Raw genomic sequence first — 13,584 nt, forward strand, 5'->3', positions numbered from 1 at the left:
TATTTCAAATGACTAATTTAATACATGTAGCTAAAAACGGTTCAGATTATGGGTTAGGAACTGAAACATCACCCTTCTTAACTATTGATAAAGCCGCTTCAGTAGCGTTACCAGGAGATTCAGTAATCGTACATGAAGGCATCTATAGAGAACAAATCACTCATATTAATAGTGGCTTAAGCGAAGCTAGAAGAATTACTTTTAAAGCTGCAGATAATGAGAAAGTAGTAATTAAAGGTTCTGAAGAAATAAAAAACTGGGAACATGTAGAACAAAATATATGGAAAGTGGATATTGATAATCAATTTTTCAATCATTTCAATCCATTCGATACCAAACTATTTGGTGATTGGTTAGTTGTTGATAATAATAAAACATTAGGACAAGTTTATATAAACGGGCAAGCATTATTTGAAGTGAATGATTTTGATTCTCTGAAAAATCCACAGCCTATACATGAAACATTAGACCATTGGACTAATAAACAAGTCTCTTTTGATTATACAGATGAATCAGTATATGTATGGCATGCAGATGTTCAAGAAGACCATACTACTATTTATGCTAATTTCCAAGATTATGATCCAAATAATGAAACAATCGAAATTAATGTGAGAGAAAATGTTTTTGCTCCCGTTAAAACACATACAAATTATATAACTATTCAAAATTTCGAAATTGCACATGGTGCAACACAATGGTCACCTCCTACAGCTAAACAAACTGGAATAATTGATACAAATTGGAGCAAAAATTGGATTATAGAAAACAATCTTATTCATGATTCTATGTGTAGTGCAGTAGCAATTGGTAAAGAAATATCAACTGGTGATAACTTTACTACTTATAGAAAAGATAAACCAGGATACCAATACCAAATTGAAACTGTTTTTAAAGCAGTTAATAGTGACTGGAATAAAGAAACGATTGGTTCTCACATCATTAGAAATAATACTATTCATGATTGTGGACAAAACGCAGTTGTCGGACATTTAGGATGTGCTTTTAGTCATGTATATAGTAACCACATTTATAATATTGGAAATAGAAGAGAGTTCTTCGGTCATGAAATTGCAGGCATAAAATTACATGCAGCATTAGATACACAAGTTTATGATAACTACGTTCATAATTGCTCTTTAGGTATGTGGTTTGATTGGCAAACTCAAGGCACAAGAATCAGTAAAAATATTTTCGCAAATAATACAAGAGACCTATTTGTTGAAGTAACTAGTGGACCTTATATTGTAGATAATAATATTTTGACAGCAGACTATGCACTAGATAACCATGCACAAGGTGGCGCATATATTAACAATATTATTAACGGTGAAATCGTACATCGATTAATGTTAGATAGATCAACACCTTACCATGTACCACATAGTACTTTAGTAGCTGGATTTGCACCTGTTTATGGTGGAGATGACCGATTTTATAATAATATATTTGTTGGTAAACCAGGTGTATCAAACATTGGCACGCATATATTTAATGAATACACAACTTCATTAGAAGAATATAAAGACTTAGTATCCAAAGAAGAAGGAGATCACGAAGCCTTCCATAAAATAAAACAACCAGTGTTCATCAACCATAACGCATATTTAAACAATGCCGAACACTTCAATAGAGAAGAAAGCTTCATTGAAGATAATTCATTCGATCCGAAAATTTCAATAACAGAAGATGAAAATGAAGTTTACTTAAATGTAACATTGCCAGATTCATTATTAGAATTCAAAGGAGATGTACACTCTACCACTTCACTACCTAAAGTAAGATTAGTCGACGCAGACTTTGAAAGACCAGATGGAAACGAAGTTGTTATTGATTCAGATTTAATCAATGATACTAGAAACGAATTTGCCGTGTTAGGTCCAATCCAAAATTTAAAACCAGGTGAAAACCGTATATCTATATGGAAAAAATCTTAATTTAAAATTTCCGCATGTTATGAAAGGTATGTCCTGGGAAATAAAAAAGTGCGTTTTCTACATCAGAGAAAACGCGCTTTTTTTATGTTTTTGTTAATATACTTAATTACATTTTATTCATCTTCATTATTACTTTTTTCTTGTTCACTAAGCTTTTCAATTAAATTATCATATTCAGGAGTATTCATATAATTCTCGATAGAAATATGATAAGCTTCTGGCTGTTTTTCTCGAGCTCGTTCTGTTAAATCTTTATGTGTAATAATAATTTCTCCTTCTTGAGGCAAATTACTAATTGCTACATTACTAACGTCAATATTTTCTAAATTAGATTTTTTCAATTTTTTCCTTACAATTGAAGCACCCATAGCGCTTGAACCCATTCCTGCATCGCATGCAAATAATATATGATTTACATTATTTAAAGAAGGTTCTTCTTCTGATTCGTCACTAGTTAAAAATTGAGTTGCACGACTTTTCTTCCCTTTCATTTGTTCCATTTCTTTCGTCGCCTCAGATAAATCATTAGTATTAGATTTATCAAATTTCAGAAGTAATCCAGCTATAACAAAGGAAACAATAGTAGCAACAAGTACACTTAATATAACGCCAAGATAACTATCCGAAGCTGTTAACAACATTATAGGTATAATACTACCTGGTGAAGCAATACTAACTAAACCTGCATCAAACAGCATTAGTATCGTAATTCCAGACATACCACCTAATATAGTTGCAATCAGTAATTTAGGTTTCATTAGGATATACGGGAAGTATATTTCATGAATACCTCCAAAGAAGTGAATAATACTTGCGCCGTACGCAGAAGTTTTAGATGAACCTTTACCAAAGAACATATATGCAAGTAGTACACCTAAACCTGGCCCTGGGTTTGCTTCAAGTAAAAACAACATAGATTTTCCTTGTTCAGCTACCTGTCCTGTAGCAATAGGTGCTAAAATACCTTGGCTAATAGCGTTATTTAAAAATAATATTTTTGCTGGTTCAATAAATATACTTACTAAAGGAAGCGCATGAATTTTAATCATTAAGTCAACGCCAGCCTCTAAAAATGATGTTAAAAGTACAACAACTGGCCCTACAAGTAATGAACCAATTAACGCTAGAAGCGCACCAGTGATTCCTGCTGAGAAGTTATTTATTAACAACTCAAATCCTGTAGGTGTTTTCTTTTGCAATAATTGGTCTACCTTTTTAATTGCTAAACCACCTAAAGGCCCCATCACCATTGCTCCAATAAACATTGGAATATCGGCTGCAACAATGACACCCATTGTTGCAACAGCACCTACAACTCCTCCTCTAAACTCGTAAACCATTTTCCCGCCAGTAAAAGCAATAAGTAGAGGAAGTAAATAATGAAGCATTGGATCTACAAAGTCACTAAATAATTTTATACCTGTAGGTACAGCAATTGCAGTTAATAACCCCCAAGCAATAAAAGCACCTAAGTTAGGCAAAACCATATTACTTAGCGAACTACCGACTCTTTGAACTTTAACACGCAAATTTGTATTATTTGCCATAAAACCATCCCCTCTATATTTACGGTTCTATTCTAACTGGTTGTCCTAATTCAATGGATTCTTCGACAGCTTCAACAATCTTAATGGCTCTATGTGCTTGGTTAACACTGATTGGAAATTCTTTATCCTCGATTATATTATTAACAAAAGTAGAAAGCTCTTCTTTTAGAATTCCTGCTTGTTTGCCATATAAGTCAATATTAGTGATTGGATCTGGATATTTTATACTTTCATTTGTGTACACATTAATATTTTGATTAACAATATTAATGTTTAGCACCCCCGATGTGCCTACGATGTCCAATTTAGCATCTAAATTAACGTGATTTTCAGGTAAAGCCCATGTTGTTTCGTAGCTTCCAATAGCACCAGAAGATAGTTTGAAATTAGTAATAATCGTATCTGGTGTATTATATTTTTTAAGTCTTTTATAAACAGCTGTAGCATAGACTTCAATAATTTTATCTTGTGTAATCCATTCGATAGCTTCTAAGTCATGTACACCTAAGAACTTAATAACGGAAGTTCTTCCTTTTAATCGTTCGCCATTTTCTATTGAGTTATTTCTACGGGCAAATAAATGAATCGGCTCCCCGATAACACCAGATTCAAATTGTTTGTAAGCTTCAAAATAACGAGGATCCCAATGTAAAGTATGACCTACCATTAATCGAACGTTCGATTTCTCATACGCTTTAATAATTTCTTCGGCATCTTCATTTGTATCAGCAAGCGGTTTTTCAATAAAGATATTCACACCTTTTTCTATAGCTTTAAGAGCTATATCTTTGTGTAAATGGTCAGAAGTACAAATTAAAACTGCGTTTAAATCAGGTAAATTTAATAATTCATCTGTATCGAAATACGCTTTTGTATCTAAATTTTCTCCAATTGATGTTGCTAAATTTTTATCTAAATCACATACACCTAATAATTCAACTTGAGGTAATTCAGACAAAATTTTTGCATGTTGCTCTCCCATAAAACCTAAACCAATGACACCAACTTTAAGTTTATTCATAATTGAGCCTCCTAATATATTTTATCTACGATAGATGTTGATGATTTTTCTATTGCTTGCTTATACTCTCCCTCATCAACAAAGAGCATAGCTTGATAAATTGTATCTATAATAAAATCTTGAGAAACTTTACTTTCTATTGAGCCACCTTGAAGCAAAATTTCTTTACCTATAGTGAATATGCAATAATCCGCATACTTAGTTAAAGGATTGTTTTCAGAGTTAGTAATAGTAATTATTTTTGCGTTGGCAGATTTAGCTAAAGATGTAGCGTTAACAGTATCTTTCGTTAATCCACTTGAAGAAATTGCAACAACAACATCTTCAGATGTAACAGTTGAACAATTCATTAACTCCATATGATTATCAGAATAATATTCAATATTTTTGCCGATTTTAATAAATTTATTTTGAGCATATTCTGAAGTAATACCTGAAGCAGATGATCCAACAAATAAAATTCTTTTTGCACTTTTTAATAATTCAGCAACTTTTTGGATTGTATTAAAATCCAATTGTTTATATGTTTGTTCAATTGCATTTTGAATATTAAACATAGATTGGTAAATATAACTCTCTAGTTGCCCCATTTCATTTGTATTCTTTATACCTTCTAAATTGAATAAATCTTTAGATAACCCCAGTTTAAAATCACTAAAACTTTTATAATCGAGTTTTTTGCAAAATCTTAATACTGTTGTTTCTCCTACATTAACTTCATGAGAAAGAGTTTTGACTGTTTTATGGACGACACTTTCCATATTATCTAGTACATAATTCCCTACTTTTTGTTCACTCTTTGTTAATTCATGTAGATGTTTTTGAAACTTTAATTTATAACTATCCATAAATTTGCTCCTTATAGATTAAATATCCCCTTTTTATAAAAATGAGGATTTTTGCTCCATTTTAGTCCTTTTTAAAATTGCTTCAATAAATCTTCCAAAGCAATTTCTGACATATTCTTATAAATTTTATTTGCACCTGTGAAATCTAAATGTTCAGTTACTGGATTAGGGAAAATTACTGTTTTTATTCCCGCCTTTTCTGAGGATAAAAGTCCGTTTAAAGAGTCTTCAAATACTAACAATTCTTCTTTATCAATGTTTAGACTTTTTATTGTTTGGTTGAATAAGTCTGGATGCGGTTTTATTCTCTCTACATCATCTGCAGTCACAAAACAATCAAAATACTCAATAATTCCCTTATTAGTCAAATGTTTATTTATCCATTCTTCTTTTGAACTTGTACAAATTGCAAGTTTTAATTCTAAATTTTTAGCTTCCTTAAGATAATCTAGAACACCCTCTCTAAGAGGTTTCTCTGAAACTATATTTTGATGTCTTTCCTGAACTTCTTTAAATACTTGGTCTTCATCTAACTTATTACCTAAGTCTTCTTTTAAAATTTTAAAAAGTATTTCATTATTTGCTCCGACACATTTAACAAAGTCTTTAAGATCCAATTCATAATTATATTTTGATTTTAAAACATCAAAATAAGATTCATACCAAGCTGTTTCTGTATCTAGGATAAGCCCATCAAAATCAAAAATAAGGCCTTTTATCAAATCCATTCCTCCTTCGTAATCGCTTTCATAGTACATTATCACTTTTTACAAGTTTGTCAACATATTATACTTTTGGTAATCTTAATAAGTCCAACATACGTGTTTGTATTAAGTAGTAACAGTATACCTCCAATACTTACATCTCTCATAAATAGGAGATTGCTCATGGTTAGTATAGTCGTTTGACTTGTTACAAATACTAATGGTTTGGTTAAGAAATTTACTATCCAAATCACAAAAAACTACTAGTCTCAAATAAACTAGTAGCTTTAATTAACAACTTAATTATTTAATAAACAAACTTAAAATCATCACAACAGCAAATCCTACGAAACCTACAATTGTTTCCATAACTGTCCATGTTTTAAGGGTTTGTTTTTCTGTCATTCCAAAGAATCTATTTACTAACCAGAACCCTGAGTCGTTCACGTGCGAAACGGCTGTAGATCCTGCTGCGATAGAAATTGTAATTAACCCTAATACTGGTTGTGACACTGACATATCGGCTATGATAGGTGATACTAATCCTGCTCCTGTAACCATTGCGACTGTTGCTGAACCTTGTGCTACACGAACAAATAACGCTATTAGAAATGCGACCATTACGATTGGTAAGTTAGATTGTGCCATAAACTCACCCATCACCTTACCTACGCCACTGTCTATTAACGTTTGTTTGAACACTCCACCTGCACCAGTAATTAAAATGATAATACCGGCTGGTTCTAAAGCTTTAGTTGCAATCTCCTGAATATCGCTTTTAGTGTAACCTCTTCTAGTTCCTAATAACCAAAATGTTAAAAGTACTGTAATAATTAAAGCGATAAATGGATGTCCAATAAACGTTAGAATATCCTTAGCAAGACCATCCGGTAAGACTACCCCCGACACAGTGTTAATGAGTATTAGTATTAGCGGAATTAAGATTAGACTTACTACTAAAGCAAAGCTAGGTAAGTCTTTTTCTGATTTTATATCTTTTACTTCTCCATGTAATTTAGCGATATCCGGCATATCTAAGTGTACTTTTTTACTTATAAATGTTCCAAAAATAGGCCCCGCTAAAATCATAGCAGGAATACCGGCTATAATACCAAATAGAATAACCCACCCCAAATCTACTCCTAGCATTTTTGCTACCGTTATAGGACCAGGCGTTGGAGGTACGAATGCATGTGTAACTGCCAACCCAGCTAATAAAGGGATACCATAGAATAAAATTGGCTTTTTAGCTTTCTGGGCTAAACTATAAACGATAGGAATTAATATCACTAATGCCACATCTAAAAATACCGGAATGGAAACAATGAAACCTGTTATACCTAGTGCCCATTGTGCTTTATTTTCTCCAAATTTATTAACCATCGTTAAAGCTAACCTTTCTGCACCACCAGAGACTTTTAATACTTCTCCGAACATAGCGCCGAGTCCAACTACTACAGCTATAAAGCCTAATGTTCCTCCCATTCCTTCTTCAACAGTTTCTACAATTTTGTTCAAGTTCATACCTGAAGCTAGTCCAATAAGAATGCTAGAAATTAAAAGAGCAACAAACGCCTGCATTTTTGAGACCATTACTAAATATAGTAATAATCCTATACCTAGTATTGTGATTAATATCAACCATAAATCACCATTCATTTTACCCCTCCTTATTTATACTATCTCTTTTTATAAATGATTCTCCCATCTTTTATTGTTTATTTTTATATAGAAATAAACAATAAAAATTTAATAATTTTTAGCTTGTTCAACTGTATATAATCCATTTACTTTCCTTAAATTTTATTCAACTTCACCTGTTGATGGGTTAAATTGTTTAATTGATTGTTTTCTTAGCTGATCTTTTTCTTTATCACTAATATCATAGTTGTTGTTATACAACGTTCCTTCAAAGCTTCCGTACATAGGATTTGGGAATATGATATATTTCTTACCGAAATCATCTTTATGTTCTTGAATGAATTTTTCACGTTCTTCAGCGGTTGATTTTTCAGGGTCACCGAAGTCTAAAATGTTATCCCCAAATAACATTACAAGCTTATGATCTTTTTCCACTTGTTTTCTACGTGGTTCTTTACTCTTATCGTCTTTACCTTTCAACATGATATGGTCATCAGTTGCTTGTGGAATACCTTGTTCTTTTAAGTTTCTTTTAGTTGCTTCGAAGTCTTTATCTTCATCTCTGTCAGTTATGTAGTAAATGTATACACCTTTTTTATCTGCATATTCTAAGAAAGATTTAGCACCGTATACTGGTTTTGCTTTTGCTGCTTCTATCCATTCATGCCAACCTTCTGGATGCTCTTTGTTGTTTAATGTCGCATATCCTTGATAAGGCGAATTATCTAAAACTGTTTCATCTAAATCAAGTGCGATAGCAAGTTTTTCTTTCCCATCATTCTTCTTAATTTCTTTATCCAGTTGCACTTTAGCACTATTGTACCCCTGTAAATATAGAGCTTTAGCTTCTACTGAATTTTGATACCATGAAACAGCCATGATATTCTCAGAACCAAGATCGGTTTGTTGCTGCTGTTTCTCCTGTTTCATCGTTGGTGCACCTGATCCGCTTGCATTCGCTACAGGTGAGTATGTAGAGAGTGGTGCTGAAACTGTGAAAGCTCCCGTTAATAAAGCCGTTACAACATATTTCGAAAACTTATTCATGTGCTCACTCCTTTAAAATTTAATTTCCAATACAATTTAAATGATATAACAAATTAAACGAAATGTGAATAGTTACAATATTGTGAATTATATAATTTTCAGTTATTTAACATGAATGATTATTTAATTTTTTAAAGAACTTAAATATAAAGAAGTTTTTTTACACTGAAACCTTTATACTGTATTTAATATCTTTGATTGGGGGTTATGTTGTGAAGCGCACGAATTTACAAACATATATCATGACAATGTGTGGTGCGGGTTTATGGGGAACTATTGGATTATTTGTTAATCCTTTATACAAAGAAGGGTTTACTGCATGGGAAGTCGTGGCTATTCGAGGTGTATTCACATTTGTGTTTTTGTTTATTTTTATGTTGATACGATATCCTCATCTCTTAAAAACAAATTTAAAAGATCATATTAACTTTGCATGTGCAGGTATTTTAAGTACAGCGTTGTTTAATTATTTTTACTTTGAAGTTTTTTCTCAATCAACACTTTCTTTAGCGGTCACACTTTTATATACAGGGCCAATTTTTGTCACGATTTTAAGTAGAATATTTTTCAAAGAAGCATTTACTATTAAAAAGATATTAGCATTAATCATAGCTGTCTTTGGTTGTAGCTTCGTTGTTGGATTTTTACCAAGTGGTGATATAGAAGTTTCTATAAGTGTACTCATACTTGGATTGTTATCAGGGTTTTGTTTCGCACTGTACACTATTTTCAGCAAACCTATCACACGTAAATATTCAGCATTAACAATCACAACTTATAATTTCTTATATACTGCTATTTTCATGCTTATCTTTAGTGATATCACAACAAAAGCCAATCAATTTACTAAAATAGAAGTACTAACTCCGTCAATAGCATTGTCACTAATCGCTACTGTTCTAGCATACCTATTATATACATCTGGTCTAAAAAACCTAGAAGCAAGCACAGCCTCCATTTTATCAACGATGGAACCAATTATAGCGATACTATCTGGCGTAATTTTCTTAGGTGATGTATTAAATATATGGCAAATTATAGGTATATTATTAGTTATCACCTCAGCAGCAATCATAGGTAATTTAAACTTAAAAATAAGACGAAAAAACTCAAAAAATAAAGTATGAATCGCCTACACTTAATTCGACATTTTCTATGAGAATATTATAGAAAATAACCTCATTATTTGTGATAACTTTCACAAAAACATAATAGCAATTCTCATAAACCTCATATGTTCTGATACGTTCAAAATCCCTTTATGAAGCGGCTGAAAAAACCGCATCATTTATGATATGCTTCAGCGTATCGTTTTACGATGCTTTTTTTACGGTACTTTTTTAATACTAGTCTAATCTTATGACGGCCGGTTCAATATTGAAATGCAGCATAGCCCTGCCCCCTTTATATTCAATTTCGCATGGTATTTTAGTAGAGAGATATTGAAATTTAGATTTTTCTTTGTCAAAGTATTTCACTTTAATTGTTAAATAATTACTGTAAGAAAATGGCTCTCCATTTTTCATTCTATATGAAGCATGTATAAATTCTCTCAAAATGAACTAAGGTAGTTTTACCTTTAAAACTTCATCAGGTTTAATGTAATTGAACTTTAATTCGGGACCCAAATATCCTTGAAAATTCTTAATTATTGGTTGCGTAGGAAATCCCAACGTTAGAAAAGCAGGATTGCAATCTGAGTGAACTATAACCCGAATAATGGACAGTTAATAAAAAACATAGCTTTGAATTTAAGATAAAAGTAGTTAATGAATATTTAAACGAAGCAGGAGGATACAAATTTTTAGGCAAAAAGCATAATGTAGATCCGTCATTGATTCGATTATGGGTAAGACAATATAACACACATGGCTATCAGGGACTCACTAAATCTCTAAGTAATACTCAATATACTAGTGAATTTAAGCGAGCTGTTTTAAAATATAGAGAAGAAAATCAATTGTCTTATAGAGAAACAGCGGAACATTTTGGTATCAAGCATTTTTTCAACAATCGCTAACTGGAATCGCAAGATTCAAGAAGGTGGCCCAGCTGCTCTAGAGGGCAAACAAGGGAGACCAATAAAACATATGTCTAAGAAAGAAAATAACCAAAAACAAGTATCAAAGAGCGAGCCTCTGAATGAAACAGAACGCGAAGAGTTAGAACGTCTAAGAGAAGAACTAAGAATGAAAGAACTGGAAAATATCATTCTAAAAAAGTTAAACGCCTTACCGACAGATCCAACAGACAAAAAACGAAAGTAGCGCTTGAGGTAAGGCAAGCAACGACTTATACACTAAAAGAGATTTTAACAGTGTTGAAGCTACCAAAGTCTGTATATTACTACTGGATAAAACATATGGATGATCAGAAACAGAAAGATCAATGGCTAGTAGATAAAATTAGAGAGATAGTCTCAAAACATAAAGGTAGATATGGTTACAGAAGAATCAAAGCGATACTCGAAAACAGAGAACAAATTGTGGTGAATCATAAGCGCTTGTTACGTATTATGAAAACCTATAATTTACTGTGTCAAAAATTCAAAAATAAATCGAGAACACGTTACAGTTCATAAAAAGGGACAGTTGGGAAAATTGCTCCCAACACCGTGAACCGTAAATTTAGTCCGAAGACATTCAATCAACTATGGGTCACAGATATCACAGAGTTTGCGTTACCTATCAAAGGAAAGAAACTATATCTATCAACGATTATGGATTGTTATAACTCTGAAGTGATTGCCCGTTCACCGAACCTAGCAATCGCTATAAATCCTTTAAATAAAGCACTTGAGGAACACCATCACAATTTAAACCAATTAGTCGTTCATTCGGATCAAGGATTTCATTATCAGCATAGTAGTTGGGGAAATATCATAACAGAATTTGATGCAACAATGAGCATGTCACGTAAAGGGAACTGTTTAGATAATTCACCGATGGAGAACTTCTTTGGCTTATTAAAGCAGGAAATGTTTTATGGAGAAGTCTTCAAGACATATGAAGCATTAGAAATCGCAGTACATGAATATATTAGATACTATAATAAAGATAGAATTAAGCTAAAATTAAAAGCATGTCTCCTGAAGAATTCAGGAAACATACCTTACAATCTACTTAGTTCCAAAAGTCAAACTTTTGGGTAGCACATCAAATCACTCGTAAGTTTTTCTTTTAATTACTTTTTAACATCTCACTTATGATTACTCAATGTTAATAAAATAGTGATACAGTTGTAATTGGTTTTTCATACAGATAGATAAAACGATATATTACTACTATAAATACTTTACGCCTAATATCAACTACTAGTATCATAAAAGCTTATTATTTGTTGCTTTTGTAATTTCAATTACTAACCCATTCCATAAGATACTCATATTCTTGAGCACCTTTTTTAAACTCCTGAGATCTTATTTCAAAATGGTGTTTGGTATAAAAATGGGTAACTCCTTCATTTTGCAGTAAATTTTAAAGCAGTAGCCTTACCAATACTCGAAAACACACCTATAATCAGAAGTGTTTTGCCTTCAAATTCACTATACTTAATCATCCAAATTACTTTTTATATCATATAAAGTAATTTGGATGAAATATGAATTTTTCTAAATTATTTATTTTAAATCATTATTTTTTAATTCCCGGAAAAATATTGTCCAGGAAATGAATGAAATCTTTATGATTTTTTGTCTTTTAGACCTAATAAATATCTATAATAAGCCACTCTCACTTCAGAATCTCTAGCATAGAAGAAATGCTGTCCTGGAAATGTATTGACCTCAAATATCCAAATTTTACCGTCAGGTTCTATACCAATATCTATACCTAATGCATCAATTTCAAAGTTATAAAGCTTCTCAAAATTGAGCGGAATCGTTTTACATAAATTATTGAGTTCAATCCTTATATCTTTCCAATTCTTTTCGAAATTATATTTTAAAAATGGTGTTAACATTGCTACACTACCGCCGTTAATTACATGTGACGTGATATTTTTACTTACACCTATGCGCGGATAAATCTCAACTTTCTCCCAATGTCCTTTTTGATTTTTTCTGACAAGAAGACGTATATCAAATGGTTTATTTTCAATTGTTTGTGATTTTATGAAAGGTTGAACAACATACTTCTCTTCACTTATATTCTCATTATAAAAAGTCTGTAACTCATCAATTTCAATTGTCCAACTTTTATCATCGGTTAAAACATCAATTTTTTTATCTCTTTGACTCAAAGAACATATATTTCTACCTCTACTGCCAAGAGTCGGTTTTAATACAATTTCTTTATACTTTTGTATATAATTTTGTAAATCATCATAAGAAGATACTTCATCAGTTGGAATAATTAAATCTTCAAATCTTTTACTTTCTTGCATCTTATTAAAAATAACAGATTTAGACCCTAAACCTGGTGTTGTAAATATAGCCTTCTTCCTTAAAGCTTTAAATATTTCAGGATATTTTCGTTTATCCATCGGTACATTATCCACTATATCTGGAAATTCTGTACGCTTTTTTACCCATTGTCCATCTTCAAAAAATAAACCATCAATTGTCTCATTTTCAAGATTAACATCATCATAAGTAAATACAAAAAAGTCTATATTATAAAAATTGCTTATATATGTTAGTGTTCTACCAAGCACGCCCTTTTTATGTTTTTCTCGTAATAATCCTACTTTCATAATCAAATTCCTCTCTTATTTAATTTTTATTTCAAATGCTCGATTTTTCCAGTCTATTTCAATATATTCTTTACCTTCAGCAATAAATTCTACTATTTCTTTAAATTGTTCATCATTCACATAATCAGGACACCAAAAAGTATCCAA

At 31.6% G+C, this 13,584-nt stretch carries 11 protein-coding genes and 2 pseudogenes; 6 read left to right on the forward strand and 7 right to left on the reverse strand.

Annotation, left to right across the window (positions count from 1 at the left end; translation table 11 throughout):
- The first annotated feature begins 8 nt into the window (after window positions 1-8).
- Window positions 9-1,937 (forward strand): right-handed parallel beta-helix repeat-containing protein, encoded by a 1,929-nt coding sequence (locus LQ693_RS10440; RefSeq protein ID WP_103361220.1) that lies wholly within the window; start codon window positions 9-11, stop codon window positions 1,935-1,937.
- Window positions 1,938-2,050: 113 nt separating this feature from the next.
- Here LQ693_RS10440 and LQ693_RS10445 read toward each other — a convergent pair whose 3' ends face one another.
- The 6 genes from LQ693_RS10445 to LQ693_RS10470 form a co-directional block, all read right to left on the reverse strand.
- Window positions 2,051-3,484 carry a PTS mannitol transporter subunit IIBC gene (locus LQ693_RS10445; protein WP_204175270.1) on the reverse strand — a complete coding sequence of 478 codons (1,434 nt, stop codon included), beginning with the start codon at window positions 3,482-3,484 and terminating at the stop codon, window positions 2,051-2,053.
- A gap of 19 nt (window positions 3,485-3,503) precedes the next feature.
- Window positions 3,504-4,505 (reverse strand): Gfo/Idh/MocA family protein, encoded by a 1,002-nt coding sequence (locus tag LQ693_RS10450; RefSeq protein WP_204190937.1) that lies wholly within the window; start codon window positions 4,503-4,505, stop codon window positions 3,504-3,506.
- Window positions 4,506-4,516: 11 nt separating this feature from the next.
- Window positions 4,517-5,353, reverse strand: a complete 837-nt coding sequence (locus LQ693_RS10455; RefSeq protein ID WP_107565653.1) for a MurR/RpiR family transcriptional regulator — start codon at window positions 5,351-5,353, stop codon at window positions 4,517-4,519.
- A 71-nt stretch (window positions 5,354-5,424) separates the two neighbouring features.
- Window positions 5,425-6,081 carry an HAD family hydrolase gene (locus LQ693_RS10460; protein WP_158258739.1) on the reverse strand — a complete coding sequence of 219 codons (657 nt, stop codon included), beginning with the start codon at window positions 6,079-6,081 and terminating at the stop codon, window positions 5,425-5,427.
- 279 nt (window positions 6,082-6,360) lie between these two features.
- Window positions 6,361-7,716 carry a GntT/GntP/DsdX family permease gene (locus LQ693_RS10465; protein WP_017000412.1) on the reverse strand — a complete coding sequence of 452 codons (1,356 nt, stop codon included), beginning with the start codon at window positions 7,714-7,716 and terminating at the stop codon, window positions 6,361-6,363.
- Window positions 7,717-7,860: 144 nt separating this feature from the next.
- On the reverse strand, window positions 7,861-8,745 hold the full coding sequence (locus LQ693_RS10470; protein WP_107565651.1) for a 5'-nucleotidase, lipoprotein e(P4) family: 885 nt from the start codon (window positions 8,743-8,745) through the stop codon (window positions 7,861-7,863).
- Between the two features lie 212 nt (window positions 8,746-8,957).
- On the opposite strand from LQ693_RS10470, the gene LQ693_RS10475 reads away from it, so the two are divergent.
- The 5 genes and pseudogenes from LQ693_RS10475 to LQ693_RS10490 form a co-directional block, all read left to right on the forward strand.
- On the forward strand, window positions 8,958-9,872 hold the full coding sequence (locus LQ693_RS10475; protein ID WP_239703200.1) for a DMT family transporter: 915 nt from the start codon (window positions 8,958-8,960) through the stop codon (window positions 9,870-9,872).
- A gap of 617 nt (window positions 9,873-10,489) precedes the next feature.
- Window positions 10,490-10,765 (forward strand): annotated as a pseudogene (locus tag LQ693_RS13845) (transposase); the annotation flags it as partial.
- Window positions 10,734-11,012 carry a hypothetical protein gene (locus tag LQ693_RS10480; RefSeq protein WP_052437211.1) on the forward strand — a complete coding sequence of 93 codons (279 nt, stop codon included), beginning with the start codon at window positions 10,734-10,736 and terminating at the stop codon, window positions 11,010-11,012. The pseudogene LQ693_RS13845 and the gene LQ693_RS10480, both read left to right, overlap by 32 nt.
- A gap of 95 nt (window positions 11,013-11,107) precedes the next feature.
- Complete coding sequence (locus LQ693_RS10485) at window positions 11,108-11,326, forward strand: IS3 family transposase (protein WP_126116941.1); 219 nt, start codon at window positions 11,108-11,110, stop codon at window positions 11,324-11,326.
- Window positions 11,327-11,341: 15 nt separating this feature from the next.
- Window positions 11,342-11,896 (forward strand): annotated as a pseudogene (locus LQ693_RS10490) (IS3 family transposase); the annotation flags it as partial.
- Window positions 11,897-12,426: 530 nt separating this feature from the next.
- Here the strand turns inward: LQ693_RS10490 and LQ693_RS10495 are convergent.
- A complete protein-coding gene (locus LQ693_RS10495) occupies window positions 12,427-13,437 on the reverse strand; it encodes a YheC/YheD family protein (RefSeq protein WP_040030087.1) in 1,011 nt (336 codons plus the stop codon).
- Between the last annotated feature and the right edge of the window lie 147 nt (window positions 13,438-13,584).

This window comes from Mammaliicoccus sp. B-M6 (assembly GCF_022386965.1).
Taxonomy (GTDB): Bacteria; Bacillota; Bacilli; order Staphylococcales; family Staphylococcaceae; genus Mammaliicoccus; species Mammaliicoccus sciuri_A.